This window comes from Streptomyces sp. NPDC056361 (assembly GCF_042262805.1).
GTDB lineage: Bacteria > Actinomycetota > Actinomycetes > Streptomycetales > Streptomycetaceae > Streptomyces.
In genome coordinates, this window is the sequence record NZ_JBHJQI010000160.1 from 1 (window position 1) to 19,673 (window position 19,673).

Annotated in this window: 20 protein-coding genes and 1 pseudogene; 13 read left to right on the top strand and 8 right to left on the bottom strand. The window is 73.7% G+C overall.

From position 1 onward, the window contains the following. From ACFCY7_RS34415 to ACFCY7_RS34425, 3 genes and pseudogenes are all read right to left on the bottom strand, one after another. Positions 1-1,924, bottom strand: a pseudogene (locus ACFCY7_RS34415) (hypothetical protein); the annotation flags it as partial. Between the two features lie 25 nt (positions 1,925-1,949). Continuing rightward, positions 1,950-2,543, bottom strand: coding sequence for a TetR/AcrR family transcriptional regulator (locus ACFCY7_RS34420; RefSeq protein WP_376490005.1), 594 nt, complete (start codon positions 2,541-2,543; stop codon positions 1,950-1,952). A 113-nt stretch (positions 2,544-2,656) separates the two neighbouring features. Next, on the bottom strand, positions 2,657-3,463 hold the full coding sequence (locus tag ACFCY7_RS34425; RefSeq protein WP_376490006.1) for an SDR family oxidoreductase: 807 nt from the start codon (positions 3,461-3,463) through the stop codon (positions 2,657-2,659). A 222-nt stretch (positions 3,464-3,685) separates the two neighbouring features. Here ACFCY7_RS34425 and ACFCY7_RS34430 point away from each other — a divergent pair, with 222 nt between their 5' ends. The 5 genes from ACFCY7_RS34430 to ACFCY7_RS34450 all read left to right on the top strand — a co-directional run bounded on the left by ACFCY7_RS34430 (position 3,686) and on the right by ACFCY7_RS34450 (position 9,580). Then, positions 3,686-4,933: an exo-beta-N-acetylmuramidase NamZ domain-containing protein gene (locus tag ACFCY7_RS34430; RefSeq protein WP_376490007.1), complete on the top strand. Its 1,248-nt coding sequence runs from the start codon at positions 3,686-3,688 to the stop codon at positions 4,931-4,933. Positions 4,934-5,092: 159 nt separating this feature from the next. Beyond that, positions 5,093-6,433 carry an erythromycin esterase family protein gene (locus tag ACFCY7_RS34435; RefSeq protein ID WP_376490008.1) on the top strand — a complete coding sequence of 447 codons (1,341 nt, stop codon included), beginning with the start codon at positions 5,093-5,095 and terminating at the stop codon, positions 6,431-6,433. 128 nt (positions 6,434-6,561) lie between these two features. Continuing rightward, positions 6,562-7,911: a serine-threonine protein kinase gene (locus tag ACFCY7_RS34440; protein WP_376490024.1), complete on the top strand. Its 1,350-nt coding sequence runs from the start codon at positions 6,562-6,564 to the stop codon at positions 7,909-7,911. 236 nt (positions 7,912-8,147) lie between these two features. Next, positions 8,148-8,762 (top strand): hypothetical protein, encoded by a 615-nt coding sequence (locus tag ACFCY7_RS34445; protein ID WP_376490009.1) that lies wholly within the window; start codon positions 8,148-8,150, stop codon positions 8,760-8,762. Beyond that, the gene (locus tag ACFCY7_RS34450; protein ID WP_376490010.1) at positions 8,759-9,580 is read left to right on the top strand and encodes a 3-keto-5-aminohexanoate cleavage protein; all 822 of its coding nucleotides are present in this window, start codon (positions 8,759-8,761) and stop codon (positions 9,578-9,580) included. Before ACFCY7_RS34445 ends, ACFCY7_RS34450 begins: the two co-directional genes overlap by 4 nt. A gap of 87 nt (positions 9,581-9,667) precedes the next feature. Here the strand turns inward: ACFCY7_RS34450 and soxR are convergent, their stop codons facing one another. After that, the gene (gene soxR, locus ACFCY7_RS34455; RefSeq protein ID WP_376490011.1) at positions 9,668-10,141 is read right to left on the bottom strand and encodes a redox-sensitive transcriptional activator SoxR; all 474 of its coding nucleotides are present in this window, start codon (positions 10,139-10,141) and stop codon (positions 9,668-9,670) included. Positions 10,142-10,259: 118 nt separating this feature from the next. Here soxR and ACFCY7_RS34460 point away from each other — a divergent pair, with 118 nt between their 5' ends. Continuing rightward, positions 10,260-10,721 (top strand): MaoC family dehydratase, encoded by a 462-nt coding sequence (locus ACFCY7_RS34460; protein ID WP_376490012.1) that lies wholly within the window; start codon positions 10,260-10,262, stop codon positions 10,719-10,721. Between the two features lie 45 nt (positions 10,722-10,766). Here the strand turns inward: ACFCY7_RS34460 and ACFCY7_RS34465 are convergent, their stop codons facing one another. The 3 genes from ACFCY7_RS34465 to ACFCY7_RS34475 form a co-directional block, all read right to left on the bottom strand. Beyond that, positions 10,767-11,396: a TetR/AcrR family transcriptional regulator gene (locus tag ACFCY7_RS34465; protein WP_376490013.1), complete on the bottom strand. Its 630-nt coding sequence runs from the start codon at positions 11,394-11,396 to the stop codon at positions 10,767-10,769. A gap of 76 nt (positions 11,397-11,472) precedes the next feature. After that, positions 11,473-11,760 (bottom strand): YiaA/YiaB family inner membrane protein, encoded by a 288-nt coding sequence (locus ACFCY7_RS34470; RefSeq protein ID WP_376490014.1) that lies wholly within the window; start codon positions 11,758-11,760, stop codon positions 11,473-11,475. Positions 11,761-11,920: 160 nt separating this feature from the next. Beyond that, positions 11,921-13,078: an acyl-CoA dehydrogenase family protein gene (locus ACFCY7_RS34475; protein ID WP_376490015.1), complete on the bottom strand. Its 1,158-nt coding sequence runs from the start codon at positions 13,076-13,078 to the stop codon at positions 11,921-11,923. A gap of 69 nt (positions 13,079-13,147) precedes the next feature. Between ACFCY7_RS34475 and ACFCY7_RS34480 the strand changes: the two genes are divergently transcribed. The 4 genes from ACFCY7_RS34480 to ACFCY7_RS34495 all read left to right on the top strand — a co-directional run bounded on the left by ACFCY7_RS34480 (position 13,148) and on the right by ACFCY7_RS34495 (position 16,030). Beyond that, entirely contained in the window at positions 13,148-13,834 is a 687-nt protein-coding gene (locus ACFCY7_RS34480) for a TetR/AcrR family transcriptional regulator (RefSeq protein WP_376490016.1), read from the top strand. Between the two features lie 18 nt (positions 13,835-13,852). Then, a complete protein-coding gene (locus tag ACFCY7_RS34485) occupies positions 13,853-14,548 on the top strand; it encodes an ArsR/SmtB family transcription factor (RefSeq protein WP_376490017.1) in 696 nt (231 codons plus the stop codon). 58 nt (positions 14,549-14,606) lie between these two features. Next, positions 14,607-15,602 (top strand): DMT family transporter, encoded by a 996-nt coding sequence (locus tag ACFCY7_RS34490; RefSeq protein WP_376490018.1) that lies wholly within the window; start codon positions 14,607-14,609, stop codon positions 15,600-15,602. Between the two features lie 209 nt (positions 15,603-15,811). Continuing rightward, positions 15,812-16,030: a hypothetical protein gene (locus ACFCY7_RS34495; RefSeq protein WP_376490019.1), complete on the top strand. Its 219-nt coding sequence runs from the start codon at positions 15,812-15,814 to the stop codon at positions 16,028-16,030. Between the two features lie 85 nt (positions 16,031-16,115). Here the strand turns inward: ACFCY7_RS34495 and ACFCY7_RS34500 are convergent, their stop codons facing one another. Next, the gene (locus ACFCY7_RS34500; protein ID WP_376490020.1) at positions 16,116-16,808 is read right to left on the bottom strand and encodes a TetR/AcrR family transcriptional regulator; all 693 of its coding nucleotides are present in this window, start codon (positions 16,806-16,808) and stop codon (positions 16,116-16,118) included. Positions 16,809-16,941: 133 nt separating this feature from the next. On the opposite strand from ACFCY7_RS34500, the gene ACFCY7_RS34505 reads away from it, so the two are divergent. The 3 genes from ACFCY7_RS34505 to ACFCY7_RS34515 all read left to right on the top strand — a co-directional run bounded on the left by ACFCY7_RS34505 (position 16,942) and on the right by ACFCY7_RS34515 (position 19,594). Next, positions 16,942-17,880, top strand: a complete 939-nt coding sequence (locus ACFCY7_RS34505) for a DMT family transporter (protein ID WP_376490021.1) — start codon at positions 16,942-16,944, stop codon at positions 17,878-17,880. 91 nt (positions 17,881-17,971) lie between these two features. After that, the gene (locus ACFCY7_RS34510; protein ID WP_376490022.1) at positions 17,972-18,772 is read left to right on the top strand and encodes an MBL fold metallo-hydrolase; all 801 of its coding nucleotides are present in this window, start codon (positions 17,972-17,974) and stop codon (positions 18,770-18,772) included. 120 nt (positions 18,773-18,892) lie between these two features. Then, the gene (locus ACFCY7_RS34515; RefSeq protein WP_376490023.1) at positions 18,893-19,594 is read left to right on the top strand and encodes a DsbA family protein; all 702 of its coding nucleotides are present in this window, start codon (positions 18,893-18,895) and stop codon (positions 19,592-19,594) included. Positions 19,595-19,673: the final 79 nt, after the last annotated feature.

Consider the following 19,673-nt stretch of genomic DNA (forward strand, 5'->3'; position numbering starts at 1 on the left):
TGGGTCCCCCCGGACGAAGTCCGGGGGAGGGACGATTGTCCACACGGGGGTGGGTAGGGGGCGCGGGCGGAGCCCACGCGGGGGTGGGCGGGTCCGTCGTCGCGCAGGCGGTTGCGATCGTGCGCCAGACGTGGTCTGGGGGGAGGCCGGGGCCTTCGGCGAGGGCGAGGGCGGTGAGGAGGGGGAGGGCGCGGGGGTGGGAGGGGCCGAGTTGGTGGCGGAGGACGCGGAGGAAGGTGACGCCGGGGGTTTCGCCGACCTCGGGGACGCGGGCGTGCCAGCCGGGTTCGGTGGGGTCGACGGGGCGGGGGGCGCGGCCGAGGTAGCGGGCGGCGATGCGGGCCGAGAGGAAGCTGCCGCGGGCGCGGGCGGCGATCTCGCGGGCGACGGTCTCGGCGCCGGCGTCGTCGTACGGGCCGCGGCTGCCGGGTCCGTCGGGTGCTTGGAGGAGGCGGCGGGCGTAGTGGGCGATGTCCTCGCCGCTGCTCTCTCGGGAGTCGTCGAGGTCGAGGACGGCGGGTTCGCCGCCGAAGGCGTCGACGACGTGGGGGCGGGTGCCGACGAGGAGCCGTACGCAGGGGACGCGGAGCAGGGGGCACAGGAGCTCCGCCGCGATCCGGCGGGCCTCGGTGTCGTCGCCGTGGGCCTCGCCGGCCTCGTCGAGGGCGTCGACGATCAGGTGGAGGGGGGCGCGGCGGGAGGCAAGGGCTCCGAGGAGGGCCTGCGGGGTGCGGGCGGTGACCCCGGCGGCGTCGGCGACGGCGGCGACGAGGTCTTCGAGGAAGCGGTGCCGGGCGTGGATGGCGGTGGGGGCGGGGGTGTCCGCCGTACGGCCGCCGGAGCGGAGGAGCAGTTTGCCGAGGAGGGCGGACTTGCCGACGCCGGGGCCACCGGTGACGAGGAGGCCCCGGCCCCAGGCGGGGTCGCCGTGGGCCAGCCAGTGGCCGATCCGGTCGAGTTCGGCGGTGCGGCCGACGAAGTACGAGCCGCCGCGTCCGGGTGCGGCGTGTTCGAAGCCCTGTCCGCGCGGGGCGAAGTGGGTTTCCAGGTCGGCGCGGCGGCGCAGGCCTTCGGGGCCGGTCCGGGCGAGCCTGGCCGCCAGTTCGGCGACGTCGCCCTCGTCGTAGCGGGCCTCGGGGCGGTAGCCGGTGTTCTCGAAGGAGAAGAAGGCGTAGCCCTCGGTCTCCACGTGGGCGCGGGCGGTCTGGCGGATTCCGGCGCTCCGGTAGATGTCGTTGACGGTGTCGACGACCTGCTCGACGGAGAGGTAGCGCTGCTTGAGGGAGACGGAGAGCCGGGCGAGCGCGGTTTCGAGGGCGGCGGCGAAGACCATCGGCGAGGCGGGTTCCCCGGCGCGGGCGACGGCTATGACGGCGAAGTCGGTGAGCCGCCGTCCGGTGTCGGCTTGGCCGGTGACCCGGTGGTCGGCGGCCCCCTGGCGGAGTGCGGCGCGCAGCCGTTCGGCGGCGGTGGCCGCGTCGGCGCCGCCTTGTCCGGCCCAGCAGGTGTCGATGACGAGGAGGACCCGTTCGGCGCCGGATTCGAGGACGTAGCGGGTGAGGTCCTCGGCGGCGAGCGCCGTGCCGGCGAGCCGGTCGGGGTGGCTGTCGGCGCAGAGCAGGTAGTGGCGGCCCGCGCCGTCGGCGCCGTGTCCCGTCCAGTAGACGACGACGGCGCTGCCGGTGCCGTCCGTCCGGTAGGCCCAGTCCAGGACGCGGTCCCGGGTGGTGCCGAGGCCGGCGTCGGTGATCCGCTCGTCGACGCGGTAGCCGAGTCCGCCGAAGAGGCGGACGGCGGCGCGTAACTCCTCGGGCATCAGGGGTAGTTCGGGTGCGTGCCGGTAGCTGCCCGTGCCCACGACGACGAGTCTGCGGTCGATGCCCGCCCGCTCGCGTGTCCCGTCCGCCCCGCCCGCCCCGTCCACGGGCCAGTTATACCCCGCGGGGCCGTCAGGGGCGGAGGGCTCGGAGCAGGAGGTCGGCGAGGTGGCCGGCGACCTGCTCGGGGGTGAGCGGGCCGTCGGGGCGGTACCAGGTGGAGAGGTGGTGCACGGAGCCGAAGTGGTAGTCGACGACCAGGTCGGCGGGGGTCGCCGAGGAGAACACCCCGGAGCGCTGGCCCTCCTCGATCAGGGCGCGGAAGCGCTCGTGGTAGCGGCGCCGCTCGGAGCGGACCTGCTTGTGCTTCTCCGGGCTGAGGTGGTGCATGGAGCGGAAGAAGATGGAGGCGTCGTCGAGGTTCTCGATGGTGGTCACGACGACGTCGGCGGCGGCGTCGCGCAGCCGGTCCTCGATGGGGGCGTCGGCGTCCGCGAAGGCGTCGAGCCGCTCCTGCTGGAGGCGCAGCACCCGGGAGTAGACCTCCTGGAGGAGGTCCTCCTTGGAGCCGAAGTAGTGATAGAGGGCGCCCTTGGTGACACCGGCGGCCTCGACGATCTCCTGGACGGAGGTGCGGTCGTAGCCCTGCTCCGCGAAGAGCCGGGTGGCGGCGGCGAGGAGCCTCTGGGGCACGGGCGTGCCGCTCCCGTCCGTCGTCCTGGCCATGCTCCGCCGCCTTCCTTCGTGATCGTCCGCGATCTTCCGTGATCACCCGTGATCGTCCTGGGTCGGGAAACACCGTTCCCGTCCGTAGATCTTCCCATCCGCCGGGACGATTCCTAGCGGGTGCCCGTCTCCCACGCCTGCTGGACGTGGTTCATGGTGCCGATCCAGCGCTCCGGGTCGGTGGCGCGGTTGCGGTAGTAGCCGGCGACCTCGGGGTGGGGCAGGACGAGGAAGCGGTCCTCCGCGATGGCGTCGACGAGCGCGTCGGCGACGTCCTCGGGCTCGATGGCGGTGGGGGCGAGGACCAGCTCGCCGGCCGTTCCCGCGGCCGTCAGCATGTCCGTACGGACGCCCTGCGGGCAGATGGCGTGGACCTTGAGGCCGCGGTGCCGGTAGGTGAGGGAGAGCCATTCGGCGAAGGCGTACGCGCCGTGCTTGGAGACGCTGTACGGCGCCGCGCCGATCATGGTGAGCAGTCCGGCGGCGGAGACGGTGGAGACGAACCGGCCGCTGCCGCGCTCCAGCCATTCCGGGAGCAGGGCGCGGGCCGCGCGCACGTGCGCCATCACGTTGACGTCCCAGGCGGCGGCCCAGACGTCCTCGTCGGCGAAGGCGTCGCCGGGCGAGGAGAGCCCGGCGTTGGCGCACCAGACGTCGACGGTGCCGCCGAGGACCTCCCGCGCCTCGTCGACCACGGCGGAGGCGTCGCCGGGGACGGCGACGGCCCCGATCTCCTCGGCGACGGCCTTGGCACGGACGGCGTCGAGGTCGTTGACCACGACCCGGGCCCCCTCGGCGGCGAAGCGGCGGGCCAGGGCGGCACCGATGCCGCCGCCCGCCCCGGTGACGACGACCCCGGCGCCCCGGAGAGCGTTCGCGCCCGTGCTCGTACCCGTACCCGCATCCGTACCCGCGGCCATGGACCCACCTCTCGGCTGTGACGACCCGCTGCAAGGAACCGCTGTGAAGAACCGCTGTGAAGAACTGCTGTGAAGAACCGCGGCGGCCGCATGAACCGCTGCGAGGACCCGCACAGACTAACCAGTCGGTATGGAGTGGCGGAAGACCCGTTCCGCACGCCTCGTTCCCCGGCGCGGTCAGGAGCGCTAGCGTGCGTGCCCATGTCACCCCGAGGAGGTTCCATGGGTCTGTCGCGACGGAGTCTGCTGGCCGCCGGAGGGGCCCTCGGCGCGGTGGCGGCGTCGGCGTCCGCCGCCCCGGCCGCCGCCGCGCCCGGTCACGGCCGGGTGCGGACCGGGTTCGAGCGGCTGGCGGCGGACGGGTACGCCCTGCTGGCCGGCGAACGGGTCGGGATCGTCACCAACCCGACCGGGATCACCCCGGACGCGCGGCACGTCGTCGACGTCATGGCCGCCGACGAGCGGGTGGACCTCGTCGCCGTCTTCGGCCCCGAGCACGGCTTCCGGGGCACCGCGCAGGCGGGCGGCTCCGAAGGCCGGTACGACGACCCGGCGACCGGGCTGCCCGTCTACGACACGTACCTGAAGAGCGGGCAGCCGCTCGCGGACGTCTTCACCGCCTCCGGGGTGGACACCGTCGTGTTCGACATCCAGGACGTCGGTGCGCGGTTCTACACGTACATCTGGACGCTGTACGACTGCATGGCGGCCGCCGCGCTCGCCGGGAAGCGGTTCGTGGTCCTGGACCGGCCCAACCCGGTGACCGGGCGGGCGGCGCTCGGGCCCGTCCTGGACCGGACGTTCGCGACGTTCGTGGGGCGCGAGCCGATCGCGCAGGCGCACGGCATGACGGTCGCCGAGCTGGCCCGGCTCTTCAACGGGGAGTTCCTGGCCGCGCCCGTGCCCCTGGAGACCGTGCGGATGACGGGGTGGCGGCGCACGGAGTTCTTCGACGCGACGGGGCTGCCCTGGGTGCCGCCGAGCCCGAACATGCCGACGCCGGACACCGCGCTCGTCTACTCCGGCACCTGCCTGTTCGAGGGGACCAACCTGTCCGAGGGCCGGGGCACCACCCGCCCCTTCGAACTCCTCGGCGCGGAAGGGATCGACCGGCGGTGGGCGGAGGCCGCGAACGCCCTCGGCCTGCCCGGCGTCCGCCTCCGCGAGGCGTACTTCGCGCCCACCTTCTCCAAGTTCCAGGGCAAGACCGTCGGCGGGGTCCAACTGCACGTCCACGACCGGGAGTCCTTCGACCCCGTCCGCACCGGGATCGGGCTCCTCGTCACCGCCCGCGACGCGTGGGCGGGCTTCGCCTGGCGCCCCGACCACTGGATCGACAAGCTGACCGGCTCGACCCGCGTACGGACCCTGATCGACGCGGGCGCGGACGTCGACGAGGTCGTCGGGGCGTGGGCGGCGGACCTGGCGGCCTTCCGCGCGGTGCGCGAGGAGTACCTGCTCTACCGCTGATCCGCCCCTTTCAGGTCCCGGTGGGAGGCGAGGGCTGCCCGCCGTCCGATCCGGGTGGGGGGGCTGCCCCCCGTCCGATCCGAGTGGGGGGCTGACCCCCCGTCCGGTCCGGGTGCGAGCGGGATGTCCTCCGGGCGTCCCGCCGACCACGCTTGCCCCATGAACCTCTCGTTACGACGATGCCGCCTGCCCCTCGTCGGCGTGCTGGCCGCCGCCTGCCTGGCCGCCCTCGCGCCCGCCGCAGGGGCGGCCGGAGCACCGGTGGGCGCACCCGATCCGGCGCGCGAACTGGCCCGCTCCGCGCACCCCTTGACCGACCTGCGGCCGCTGGACCGGATGGTGGGTTCGGCCAAGGTCGTCGGGATCGGGGAGGCCACGCACAGCTCGGCGGAGTTCTTCGCGGCCAAGCACCGGATCTTCGAGCACCTCGTGGAGTCGCGGGGCTTCACGACCTTCGCCCTGGAGGCGAACTGGTCCACCGGACTGCGCGTCGACGAGTGGGTCCGCACCGGACGGGGCGACATCCGGGCGATCATGCGGGACGAGTTCCAGGAGTCGTACCGCCTCTGGAACACCGAGGAGTACCTCGACCTCTTCCGGTGGATGCGGCGGCACAACCTGGCCCACCCCGACCACCAGGTCCGCTTCATGGGCAACGACCTCGGCTACGCGGGCCCGAACCTCTTCGACGCCGTCACCTCGTACGTCGCACGCGTCCGCCCGGCGCTCCTCCCCCGCTTCCGGGAGCTGTACCGGGCTTCGCGGCCCACCGGCGGGGCGGCGACCTGGATGAAGGAGTACATGGACCGGCCGCGCCCCGAGCGGCAGCGGATGGCCGCCGACGTGAACCGGGCCCTCGCGCTCCTGGAAGGGCAGCGGCCCGGCACGGGTGCCGGGGCGCGGGAGGCCCACGCCTGGGCCGTGCAGCACGCGCGGGCCGTCGCCCAGGTCGGGACCGAGTACGCCCACGACCTGACGACGGAGGCGGGCGTCGCGGCCGCGATGCTCTACCGGGACCGGGTCATGGCCGAGAACACCGTGTGGTGGCAGCGGCGGACCGGCGACCGGATCGTGCTCTCCGCGCACAACGGGCACGTCGGCTACGAGACCACCCAGCCGGCCCAGTACCCCCGGCTCCAGGGCGCCTTCCTGCGGGACGCGCTCGGCCGGGACTACGTCAGCGTGGGCGCCTCCTTCGGGCAGGGCTCGTTCAACGCGCACGACACCGGGGCCCCCGGCGAACCGCTCCGGGTCTTCACCGTCGCCCCACTCGGCCCCGACAGCGCCGCCCACACCCTGGACCGGGTCTCCCCCGACGCCTTCTACCTGGACCTGCGCCGGACGACTCCGGCCGCCCGGGACTGGCTCGGCGTGCCCCGGCCGGCCCGGAGCGTCGGAACCGCGTACCCCTGGCCGGGCGACACCCTGCCCGTGCGGCTCTCCGCCTCGTACGACCTCCTGATCCACTTCCCGCGGATCTCGGCGGCGCGGCTGCGCTGACCGCCCGTCCCACGTCTGGACGGGGCCGTGCGCGGGCATGCTGGCCGTGGAGCCGCCGCCCGCGCACGCGCGCGCCCACGGCATGGCGGCCCGCCTCGACGTGGAGGGACGGTCGGGCCGTGACCGGGATGAGTGTGGAGCCGTACCGGGAAATCACCTTCGACAAGGACGGCGACGGGCCGGCGGGGCAGTCCGCGTCCCTCGCCTCACTGGCCCGGCAGGGGGTCACCGACCTGGTGGTCCTCGCCCACGGGTGGAACAGCTCCCCGTCCGGCGCCACCCGCCTCTGCTCGGACTTCTTCGCCCCCTTCCCCGGCCTCCTCGCCCCCGGCGTCGAGGCCGGCTACGCGGGCCTGATCTGGCCCTCCATGATGTTCACCGGCGAACCCGTCCCCGACTACCGGGCCCTGGTGACGGTCCTTCCGGAGAAGGAGCCGGTCCTCGGCCGCATCACCGAGCTCCTCTCCTCGGCGCCCGCCGACGAGCGGGCCTTCGCCGAGTTCGGCGCCCTGCTGCGCGAGCTGGCGGACGTCCCCGACCCGGACCACCGAGGCGCCGCCGTCGCCCGGGAACGCGTTCCCGACTTCCTTCTCGCGGACCCGCTGGAGGTCTGCGCGCTGTTCACCGAGGCGCTGGCGGACGGGGCGGGGGGCGAACGGCCCCTGGAGGGGATCGAGGAAGGATTCGGGGAGAGGATCGGGGAGGGGACCGGAGAGGGCTTCGGGGAGGGCTTCGGGAAGGGGCTGAAGCGGTACTGGAAGGGGGGCCGGGAAGCCCTGCGGCAGGCCACCTACTACGTGATGAAGAAGCGGGCCGGACACGTCGGCGAGCAGGGACTCGGGCCGCTGCTCGGTGAAGTCGCCCGTACGGCCCCCGGCCTCCGCGTCCACCTGGTCGGCCACAGCATGGGCGCCCGGCTCGTCGCGTACGCCCTTCGCAGCCTTCCCTCCGGGGCCCGGCCGGTCGCCTCCGTGACCCTCCTTCAGGGCGCCTTCTCGCACTACGCCTTCGCACCCCGGCTGCCGCACGACCCCCGGCGGTCCGGTGCGCTGCGCGACGCCCAGTACCGGGTGCGCGGCCCGGTGGTCGCCTGCTACTCGCGGCACGACTCGGCACTCGGGGTGATGTACCCGCTGGCCTCCCGGGTCGCGGGCGACTCGGCGTCACTCCGCGAGGCCGGGACGGGGGCAGGAGGCGGGACCGGGGTCGAGGCCGGGACGGGGGCCGGGACGGGGGCCGGCTCCTGGGCCGGGCTGCTCGGCTCGGACGACCCGAAGTGGGGTGCGATCGGGCACGACGGTGTGCAGGCGGTGCCGGGGACGCCCGACCTGAGCCTGGACGCGGTGCTGCGCGAGGGGGTGCCGGCGGTGGGCTGCGCGAGCGTCGACGCGGCGGCCGTCGTCCGCTCGCACAGCGACATCCTCCGGCCCGAGCTGGCCAGGGTGGTGGTGTCGGCGGCCCGGATGGGACGGCCGTAGGAGGGGCGCCGAGGGGCCGCCGCGCGGATCGACCGTACGGGACCCGAGCGAGCCGGTGCACGCGCCCGGAACGGCCGCGCCGTGCGCCCGAACGCACCGGACGCGCTGGTTCCGGTGGGTGACGGGAGCCCCTTCCGCCCCTCTGATGGATGCCATCCGCAATTCGATGGAACATCGCGGGCCGCTCGTTCGTCCCTCTGATATCGCGGAAGGACCAGCGGCGGAGGTGGCGAGAGATGGCCGGTTTCCGGAGTCTCGCGAGACAGGTGCGCGATCCGGGGCACGACATGGCGCTGCGCAGGTACTCCCTGCGCAAGTGCCTGGAGAGGTTCGCGCCGTACGGGCACCGGGCGACCTGGGACCATCTGTGCCGTCGGCACAGGTTCGGGCCCGAGGACCGGGAGCTCGACCCGGGGCGGCTGGTGGCCGCGCTCGACGAGCTGGAGGAGGCGCGGGCCGTGTGGCTCGCGTACGAGGAGGAGTTCGCGGCCCGGCGGCGGCGCGAGAAGCACGAGGGCCTGCGGCGGCTCGGCGCCGTGGACGACTGGCACCGGCGCGTCTGGGGCGGCAACGGGGTCGTCCGGTGCGGCGATCCGGCCGTGCACCCGTCGGACCCCCTGCCCGACGTACTGCGGCGACTGATCACGGCCCTGGAGAGCGGACCGGGCGAGGAGTGCCCGGTGTGCGCGGGCCCCCGGATCGAGTGGGCCGGCCCCGGGGACCCGCACGAACCCTCCCCCGGACCCGTGTGCGGGGACTGCGGCGTCGGCGTCCCCCGGGCGGTCCTCACCTCGGGCGCGCTGGCCAGGGCCCGCACGGACCGGCACCGCCCGCTCGTCTCGGCGGCGTGACCCGGACGCCGTCCACCGTGCTCCAGGTCTGCCTGAACGGGCCGCGGGAGCCCGGGGATTCCGCGGCGGTGCCGACGTCACCGGAGTCCCTCGCCGCCTCCGCCGCCGCCGCGGTGGCCGCCGGAGCGGGCGAGGTGCGCGTGCACCCCCGTACGCCCTGCGGCCGCCCCTCGCTGTCGCCACGCGTGCTCGCACCGGTCCTCACGTCCCTCCGGGCGGCACTCCACCACCCGACGGGCGCCCCGTCCGGCACGGCGCCGAGCCCCCCGGTCCGCGTGACGACGGCCCTGTCCGCCGAGCCCGACGCGGAACGCCGAGCGGAGCGCGTCCACTCCTGGACCGCCCTCCCCGACCTCGTCTCGGTCGACTGGCACGAACCGGGCGCCGAGCGGATCGCGGCGGCGCTCCTGGATCGCGGGATCGACGTCGAGGCCGCCCTGTGGCCGGACACGGACGGCCCCGCCCTGTTCGCCCGCTCCCCGCTGGCCCACCGGGTCGTACGCATCCTGGCGCGGGCACGCGGCCCGGCCGCGGATTCCGGCCCGGCCGCGGATTCCGGCCCGGCCGCGAATTCCGGTCCGGCCGCGGCCGAGGCCGTAGCCCTGGCGCTCGCCCTGCTCACGGAGATCGGCGGCCGCCGCCCACCCGGTGTCCCGGTGCTGCTCCACGGCGTGGAGGGCGGCGCGTGGCCGGTGCTGCGGTTGGCCCGCCGACTGGGTCTCGTCGCCCGGATCGGTCTGGAGGACACGCTGCTCCTGCCGAACGGCGCCCGGGCGCGCTCGAACGCCGAGCTGGTGGCGGCGGCCGTCCGGTACTGAGGGGAGCCGGCCCGGTCCGCCGGACAGGGCCCAGGAGGTGTCGTGTCGATCAGGCCCGCGAGCCCGGCGTGGTCGGGAAGGCATCCCCTAGGAGCCGTCGGCGGGGCGGCGTACGGGGAGGAGGCGGGAGCCGGACATGCGCTCGCCGATGACGTCGTCGGGGTTGGAGAGGACACAGGTCTCCAGGGAGAGGCAGCCGCATCCGATGCAGTCGGTCAGGTGGTCGCGGAGCCGGCCGAGCTGGCTGATGCGTTCGTCGAGTTCGGTGCGCCAGGCCGCCGAGAGGCGGGCCCAGTCCTCGTTCGTGGGCGTGCGTTCCTCGGGGAGCTGCGCGAGCGCCTGCCGGATCGTGGCGAGGGGGATGCCGACGCGTTGGGCGGCGCGGACGAAGGCGACGCGGCGGAGGGTGTCGCGGCCGTAGCGGCGCTGGTTGCCGGTGGTGCGGCGGCTGCTGATGAGCCCCTTCGCCTCGTAGAAGTGCAGGGCGGACACGGCGGCCCCGCTTCGGGCGGAGAGCTGGCCGACGGTGAGCTCGTGGATCTTCTCTGGAATCTGCGGCACCCGTCGAACCCTACTGCTGTGGCACCGTGGGCCGTTGACAGTGGCCCCCGCACCCCACATGCTGAGCAAGCGCTTGGATACCGACCGTTGGGTATGCCGTACCAGAAGGGACACGAACATGGCCGAGCCGAGGATCTTCACCTCCGCCGAGGAGCTGCGCGCGGGGGTCGGAGAGCAGCTGGGGCACAGCGACTGGCTGGAGGTCGACCAGAAGCGGATCGACCTCTTCGCCGAGGCGACCGGCGACCACCAGTGGATCCACGTCGACCCCGAGCGCGCCGCCTCCGGCCCGTTCGGCACGACCATCGCGCACGGCTATCTGACGCTGTCGCTGCTGCCGCTGTTCGTGCCGCAGGTGATGTCGGTCCAGGGCATGAAGATGGGCCTCAACTACGGCACGGAGAAGGTCCGTTTCCCCGCTCCCGTACCCGTCGGATCGCGGCTGCGCGCCACGGCCGTCCTGACGAAGGTCGAGGACGCGGGCGGCGGCGTGCAGGTGACGGCGGCGGTGACCGTGGAGCGCGAGGGCTCCGAAAAGCCGGTCTGCGTCGCCGAGTCGGTCTCCCGCTACTACTTCTGACCGCCGCCCGGAGGCCCGGGCGGCGGACACGCCACCGGGCGGGCCCTACGGGGTGCGGACCCCCGCCATCCTGAGGACGAGGTCGGCGTAGAGCGCGCCGACCTCGTCGGCCGTCCGGCGGCCCTCCGCGTTGAACCAGCGCGAGACGTCGATGCAGAGGGAGAGCACGGCGACGGTGGTGCCGGCCACGTCCGGCACGTCGAACTCGCCGGCGGCCACGCCCTCGTCGAGGATCCCGCGCACGGTCGCGTCGGACTGTCGGCGCAGCTCCACGATCTCGGCGCGGTGCTCCGGGCCGAGGGCGTCGAGCTCGTACTGGACGACCCGCGCGGTGGTGTGGCGCTCGGCGTGCCAGCGGACGAAGGAGCGCACGGCGTCGGCGAGGCGCTCGGCGGCCGTGCCGTCGCCGGCGGCCGCGGCCCGGAGGATCTCCAGGGCCCTGTCGTGGCCGATGCGGCTGATCCGGTGGAGCAGCTCTTCCTTGGTCTTGTAGTGGATGTAGAGCGCGGCCGGGCTCATCCCGGCGCGGCCGGCGATGTCCCGGGTCGTGGTGGCGTGATAGCCGCGCTCGGCGAACGCCTCCACGGCGGCCACCAGCAGCCGCCGCGCCGCCTCGGGCGTGACCTCGCCCCAGGGCATGTCGTCGCCCCCGGGCGTCTCCTCCGCCACGCTCATCGCACACTCCTTCTCGGACCCCGTCAGGACGAACACCATACAACGAGGGTGAGCAAGCGCTTAGAGCGTCTCGGCATCAGAGCTTCTGGAAGGGGTCGTGTTCGGCGAGGAGCTTCTCCAGCCGGGCCTGGTCGACCCTGCTGACGATCTGGCTGGCCTCCTGCCGGTCGCGGACGACCTTGGCCAGGGTGAAGGCCGAGGTGGTGAGGTAGAGGACGGAGACGGCGAGGAAGGCCCGCACCCAGGCGCTGGCTTCGAGCTGGTAGACCCCGATGGCCACGGCCAGGGCGGCGACCGCGAAGGAGATCACGGCCTGCATGTAGTAGGCGGCGGTGTTCTGCTGCTTGACCGGTGTGTCGCTCATGGGAAGAGCATCGGGCGGATGTGCACCGCACCACATCCGCCCGCGTACTCATCCCACGTACTCATCTCGCGTACGCATCCCACGCGCTCGTCTCGTGTCCGCGTCCCGCGCGCTCATCCGGTGCACGCGCCCGGTGCACGCGCCCGGCGTACGCATCCGGTCAGAAGGCCGAGACTCCCGTCAGCGCCCGCCCGATGATGAGCTTCTGGATCTGGCTGGTGCCCTCGTAGAGGGTCATGACGCGCGCGTCGCGGAGGAGCTTGCCGACGGGGTACTCGTCGATGTAGCCGTAGCCGCCGAAGACCTGGAGGGCGTTGTTGGCGGCGCGGACGGCGGCCTCGGAGGCGTACAGCTTCGCCTTGGACGCGGCGGTGGCGAAGTCCTGCCCGCGGTCGACCAGGTCGGCGACCCGCCAGGTCAGCAGGCGGGCGGCGTCCACGTCGACGGCGATGTCGCTGATCAGCTCCTGTACGAGCTGGTACGAGGCGATGGGCTTCCCGAACTGCTCGCGCTCCCCCGCGTACCGCACGGCGGCGTCGAGTGCGGCCTGTGCGATGCCGACGCAGCCCGCGGCGACCGACATCCGCCCCTTGGCCAGGGCGGACATGGCGACGGTGAAGCCCTTGCCCTCGGGGCCGAGCATCGCGGCGGCGGGGACGCGGACGTCCTCCAGGACCAGCTCGGCGGTCGCCTGGCCGCGCAGGCCGAGCTTGCCGTGGATGGCGCGGCGGGTGAGGCCGGGGGTGTCGGTGGGGACGAGGAAGGCGGAGACGCCCTTGTGGCCCGGGGTGTCGTTGGTGCGGGCGAAGAGCAGGACGACGTCGGCCCAGGTGCCGTTGGTGATGAACGTCTTGCCGCCGTTGATCACGTAGTCGCCGGTGGCGCCGTCCAGGACCGCCCGGGTGGTCAGGTTCCCGGCGTCGGAGCCGGTGCCCGGCTCGGTGAGGCCGAAGCAGCCGAGCGCCTCGCCGGCTGCGAGGCGCGGCAGCCAGGTCCGCTTCTGCTCCTCGCCGCCCCAGGAGGCGATCGTCTTGGCGACCAGGCCGAGGGAGACGGAGACGATGCCGCGCACGGAGGAGTCGCCGCGGCCGAGCTCCTCGGTGACGAGGCAGTACGCGAGGTGGTCGCCGCCGGAGCCTCCGTACTCCTCCGGGATCGTGAGCCCGAGGAATCCGACGGCGCCGAGCTTCTTCACGATCGCCCGGTCCACCTCCTCTGCGCGGTCCCACGCGACCACGTGCGGAGCGACCTCGCGTGCGACGAAGTCCCGGGCGAGCCGCCGCACGGCCTCCTGTTCCTCGCTCAGCGCCAGATCCACCGTGCACCACCTCGCCCGTCCATTTAATTACCACTGCTAGTTTTAAAGCGCAGGCCTACTATGTGCGCCATGGCCCGACCGCGCAAGCCCCTCCTCAGCCGAGACCGCATCGTCGAGACGGCGGGCGCGCTGGTCGACGCGGAGGGCCTCGCCGCGCTCTCCACCCGCAGACTCGCCGCCGAACTCGGGGTGAGCGGGCCGTCGCTCTACAACCACTTCCGCACGAAGGACGAGATCCTCGACGCGGTCGCCGACGCCGTGAGCGCGAAGATCGACCTGTCGATGTTCGAGGAGGACGACGTCCGGGACTGGCGCACCGCCCTCCACGACTGGGCCGTCTCCTACCGCGCCGCCCTCGCCGACCATCCCCACGTCGTCCCGGTCCTCGCCCAGGGCCCCGGCCGCCGCCCCGCCGGCCTCCGCGTCGCCGACGCCGTCTTCGGCGCCATGGTCCGCGCCGGCTGGCCCCCGGCCCAGGCCACCTCCATCGGCGCCCTCATGCGCTACTTCGTCACCGGCTCCGCCCTCGGCTCCTTCGCCCGCGGCTTCGTCGACGACGAGACCGCCTACGACCCCGCCGACTACCCCCACCTCGGCCAGGCCCACCTCCTCGCCGAGCACCGCCAGAAAGTCGACCAGCGCGCCTTCGACACGGGCCTGCGCGCCCTCCTCGACGGGCTCGGAACGCAGTACGAGGCCCTGCCGGCCCGCAGGGCGACGGCGCCCTCGGACATTTCGGCCGCCGCCGAAGGATGAGTGCGGCACGCTGGGGTCATGGCAGCCAGTGACCTCGCCGCGCTCGCGGCGCTCTTCGCGGACGAGAGCCGTGCCGCGTTCCTGCTCGCCCTGCTCGACGGACGGGCGTGGACGGCGGGTGAGCTCGCCCGGCATGCCGGGGTGGCGCCGTCGACGGCGAGCGAGCACCTCGGGAAGCTGGTCGCGGGCGGGCTGCTCGCGGAGGAACGGCAGGGCAGGCACCGGTACGTGCGACTCGCCGACCCCGGGATCGCGCACCTCGTGGAGGACCTGGCCGCCCGGTCCGAACCCGAGGTCCGCGCACGGCCGCGCTCACTGCGGGAAGCGAGCGCCGGGGAGGCGATGGCCCGGGGCCGGACCTGCTACGACCACCTCGCCGGGCGGCTCGGCATCGCGATCACGGAGGCGATGACCGGGCGCGGGCTGCTGCGCCAGGACACCGGTTTCGCGCTCACGGACCGGGGCCTGGCGTGGTTCGACGAGCGGGGCATCGCCCTCGTGCGCACGGGGCGGCGGCCCGTCGCGCGCGGCTGCCTCGACTGGACCGAGCGGCGGCCGCACCTCGCGGGGGCCGCGGGCGCCGCCCTGTGCCGGCACGCCCTCGACACCGGATGGTGCGTACGGATCGGATCCGAGCGGGCCGTGAAGGTGACCGAGGAGGGCGAGTCCGCCCTGCACGCGTCCCTGGGCATCGCCCCGGCCGCGCTGCGGTGACCTTCGAGAGGTCGATATTGCGGTGAGCGCCGAAGGGTCCACGCCCTACGGTCGAGGCATGCAGAAGCAATCGTCGCGGCTCGCGCTCGGCGCCGCCGGTGTGACCGTGGTCCTGTGGGCCTCCGCGTTCGTCTCGATCCGCAGCGCCGGGGCGGCCTACTCCCCCGGCGCGCTGGCACTCGGCCGGCTGCTCGCCGGGGTGCTGGTCCTCGGGCTGGTGCTGGTGGCGCGGCGGGAGGGGCTGCCGCCGCGGGCGGCGTGGCCGGGGATCGCGACCTCGGGGCTGCTGTGGTTCGGGGTGTACATGGTGGTGCTCAACTGGGGCGAGCAGGAGGTCGACGCGGGCACCGCGGCGATGGTCGTGAACATCGGGCCCATCCTGATCGCGCTCCTCGGCGCGCGCTTCCTCAAGGAGTCGCTGCCGCCCCGACTGCTCGCCGGCATGGCCGTGTCGTTCGCGGGCGCGGTGGCCGTGGGCCTGTCGATGTCCGCCTCGTCGTCCGGCGGTCACGCCTCGGTGCTCGGCGTCGCACTGTGCCTGCTCGCCGCGATGGCGTACGCGGGCGGAGTGGTGGCGCAGAAGCCCGCGCTCGCGCACGGCAGCGCGCTCCAGGTGACGACGTTCGGGTGCCTGGTGGGCGCGGTGGCCTGCCTGCCCTTCGCCGGACAGCTGGTCGAGGAAGCGGGCCGGGCCCCGCTGTCGGCGACGCTGAACATGGTCTACCTCGGGGTGTTCCCGACCGCCCTCGCCTTCACGACCTGGGCCTACGCCCTGGCCCGTACGACCGCGGGCCGAATGGGCGCGACCACGTACGCCGTGCCCGCGCTGGTGGTACTCCTGGCCTGGGTGTTCCTCGGCGAACTGCCAGGCCTGCTCACCCTCGCCGGCGGCGCGCTGTGCCTGGCCGGCGTCGCCGTTTCCCGCTCCCGATCGAGGGCCGTGGTCGTGGCCGGATCGGCTGGTCCGGCCGGATCGACTGGATCGGCCGGATCGACTGGATCGACCGGATCGGCTGAGTCGGCTGGATCAGCTGGATCAGCTGGATCAGCCTGACAGCCGATCCCCACGGTTCCGGCCGCGTCGCGGGCGCCCGGGCGTTCGTCACCTGGAGGGGAGATGCCCGTCAAGCACCGGCTTCGGCCGGACGGGCGAGACCGGAGATCCTCTCGTCGGCGGCCGGGCCTTCGATCGGCTCGGCTACACGGCCCGGGCAGGCGCGGGCAGCGCAGGCCCGGGGCCCGCGGCCGACGCGGGCCGGCTCCTTGCGCCCCGGCCTGGACGCGACGGCCGTCGCGGCGCTGATCGGCTACGTCGACACCGGTGCCGAGCTGGAGACGTGCTGCCCGTACGCCCCCGCCGACGCCCCGTGGCCGCCGGAGCGCGGCCCCGTCGGCAACACCGCGCCGTGCCGCGCCGCCCCTCCGACAGCGGCGCCCTGTGAGGCTCCGCCGAGGAACGCCTCGGCCGCATCCGGCAGTTGATCCTTCCCGGCCTCGCCCACCCGACCCGGCGGCTCCGCCCTCGGACACGAGGAGCCGTGCACCGCCTCGACCCCGGCCCCCGGCCTCAGCCCCCATCCCCGCCCACGCTTTCGCCCCCGGGCGCCAGGAGCCGGCGGGCGAAGGTGGTCAGGGAGTGGCCGATGCGCTCGGTCGACAGGCCGAGTTCGTGCCGCTGGAAGCGGAAGAGCTCGGGCGACAGGGGGCTGAGGGCGATGTCGATCAGCGGGTCGGGATCGCGGACGCCGTGGGCGACGAGCAGGGTGCGGACGTGGACGCGCCAGAAGCCGTAGGCGCCGGTGCGGAAGCGCGCGGGGCCGGTCTCCGCGCCGAGTGCCAGCGGGAGGTGACGCTCCAGCAGATCGAGCATCGCCAGGTAGAAGGCGGCGAGCCGTTCGCCCGCGGGTGCGCCCGGGCCGAGCGGCGGGGGGCCGTAGATGAGCAGGCCCTGGAGGTGGCGCTCGTGCTCGTCGAGCAGTGCCACGGCGACCGACGAGGGGTCGGGGAAGCTCCGGTAGAGCGTGGCGCGGCCGACGCCCGCGGCCTTGGCGATCCGGTCCATGGTGACCGTCCGCGGGTCCTGTTCGGCTTCGGCGAAGAGCCGCTCGGCCGCGGCCAGGATCTGGGCGCGGTTGCGCTCGGCGTCCGCCCGTCGCCGCGGGGCGACCGGCTGCTCGTCCGCGGCCTGCAGATCTCCCAGGAGCCCGCCGACCCGGTGCACGGAGGCGGCTCCACGTCCACGCTGCTCGTCGTCGCTCATGGGTCAGACCCTACTTCCCTCCACACCAAGTGGACACCTTGTCCGTTTGACTGATCGCGTGGCATGCTAAACGGACACGACGTCCACTTACCTGCTCGCCATCCCCGCCCCGCCCCGTCCCAGGGAGATCCAGATGCACACCGCGCTTCTCGCCGCGGCCCTGCTGGTCGGCTGCCTCCTGGCCGTCCAGGCCTCGGTGAACCTCCAGCTCAACTCGGCCGTCGGCACCCCGTACGGCGCCTCGACCATCCAGCTCGGCGTCGCGACCGGCCTGCTCGTCGTGCTCGCGGTGGCCGCCGGCGCGCTCGGTGCGCTCGGCAAGCTGCCCGACGTGGAGCCCTGGCAGCTACTCGGCGGGCTGGCCAGTCCGCTCTACATCACCAGCGGCATCCTGCTCTTCCCCCGGCTCGGCGCCCTCGCCGCCGTGGGACTCTTCGTGACGGGCCAGATGTTCGCCTCGCTCGCCCTCGACCTCTTCGGCCTGCTCGGGCTCGAACAGAAGGACCTCAGCGCCGGGATCGCCATCGGCGCCGCGGCCGTGCTCGCCGGCATCGTCGTGATCATCCGGGGGATGAAGGCGGCGGCCCCTCCCGGAGCCCCCCGGATGTCGAGCGCCGGCCGCGCGGGCCTACTCGCCCTCGGTGTGGTCGCCGGCGGTGTCCTGCCGGTGCAGGGCGCGGTCAACGCCCAGCTGCGCGCCCAGCTCGGGGAACCCCTCACCGTCGCCGTGATCAGCTTCGCCGTCGCGACCTTCACGATCGCGGTGGTCCTGCTCGTGCTGTACGCGACCCGGCGCACCCCGAAGCCCAGGATCGCCCCGTTGAAGAGGATGCCCTGGTGGGGCTGGCTCGGTGGCGCCTGCGCCGCCGCCTACGTCACCGGCACCTTCCTGCTCATCCCGTCGATCGGCGCGGCGGTGACGATCGCGCTCACGGTGACCGGGCAGCAGCTCACGTCGGCGCTGATCGACCACAAGGGCCTGTTCAAGCTCCCCCAGCGCTCCCTGACGAAGCCGCGCGCCCTGGGCCTCGCCCTGCTGATCGCCGGCTCCCTGACCATCCAGCTCGTCTGAGGACGCGTCGCGGAAGGTCCGTCACGAAAGGCCGTCATGGAAAGTCCGTCACGAAAGTCCGTCACGAAAGGCCACTCATGAAAGGTCCGCCATGAAAGCGTCGTACACCGCCGGTCCGGACATCCACGTCCTCCCCTCGACGCTGCCCCTGCCGGGCCTCGGCGAGCAGCCCGTGAACGCCTTCCTCTTACGGTCGGGGCAGCCGCTCCTCGTGGACACCGGCATGCCCGTCGACCGGGAGGCCTTCCTCGACTCGCTCTGGTCGCTCGTCGACCCGACCGATCTGCGCTGGGTCGTCGTCACCCACGACGACCGCGACCACACCGGAGCCCTCGCCCGCGTCCTGGAGACGGCCCCGCACGCGAAGGTGCTCGCCAACGCGATATCAGTGACGCGGATATCGGAGGAGTTCGACATTCCGCGGGAGCGGGTGGCAACAGCGAACCCGGGCAGCCGAGTGAAAGTCGGCGACCGCGAGCTGAGTTTCCATCGACCGCCCACCTTCGATTCACCGGGCACGCTCGCCGTGTTCGACCATTCCGATGGCACGCTCTACAGCTCCGACAGTTTCGGCACCGTCGTCGAAGAGGTCACCCAGGAATTCACCGACCTTTCCGAGGAGGACTTCTTCCGCGGATTCGACGTGCTGAACCGGGCCATAGCCCCGTGGACCGCCCTGGTCGACGAGGCGAGGTTCGTCCGGTGCGTGCGCGAGCTGGCCGCGCTGCGCCCCGCGCGACTGCTGAGCGCCCACGGGCCGACCGTCCGCGAGGACGCCGTGCCCCGGCTCTTCGACGCCATGGCCCGCATCCCCTCCCTGCCCGCCTGGCTGCCGGACGCCGACCTCGACCTGGATGCGGCACTCGACGCCCACGAGTCCCCCGCCGGCTGAGCCCCGCCACGCCGACGCACGACCGGCACCGACACACGCCTGAACTCGGCACACGACCGGACTCGGCACACGCCTGAACTCGACACACGCCCGGACTCGGCACACGACCTGAGGAGAACCATGTCCGACCCGACCACCGCCGACCTGACCCCGCCTCGCGGAGTCGTCACCGTCTTCTCCGACATCTGGTGTTCCTTCGCGCACATCGCCGTCCACCGGCTGCACGCCACCCGGGCCCGCCTCGGCCTGGAGGACCAGGTCTCCTTCGACCTGCGTGCCTTCCCGCTGGAGCTGCTGAACGACGCCCCGAGCCCGCGCCCCGGCACGGACAGCGAGGTGGCCCGGATGGGGAGCCTTGAGCCGGCCGCCGGCTGGCAGTTGTGGCAGGCCAAGGACTGGCTGTACCCCTCGACGACGCTGCCCGCCCTGGAGGCGGTCCTCGCCGCGAAGGAGCAGGGCCTGAACGCGTCCGAGCAGCTCGACCTGGGGCTCCGCCGGGCGTTCTGGGCCGAGTCCCGGTGCATCAGCAACCGGAAGGTGATCCTGGACGTGGCCGCGGACACCGGCGTGGTGGACGTCGACGCGCTGACCGAGGCGCTGGACGACGGGCGGGCCCGCCGAACGCTCGCCGACCATGCGGCCGTGTCCCGGACGGACCGGGTGAACTGCAGCCCGCACCTCTTCCTGCCCGACGGCTCCGACCACGCCAACCCGGGCATCGACGTGGGCTGGGAGGGCGCGTACGGCATCGGCTGGCCGGTGATCGCCTCGGACGACCCGAAGGTGTACGAGGACATCCTGATGCGGGCCGCCGCCGAATAGACGAATAGACGAATAGCGGAGAAAGCCGCCGCGACTGCGGAGCAGCGAGAACGACGGCCAGGCATTCCCTGTCGCGGAA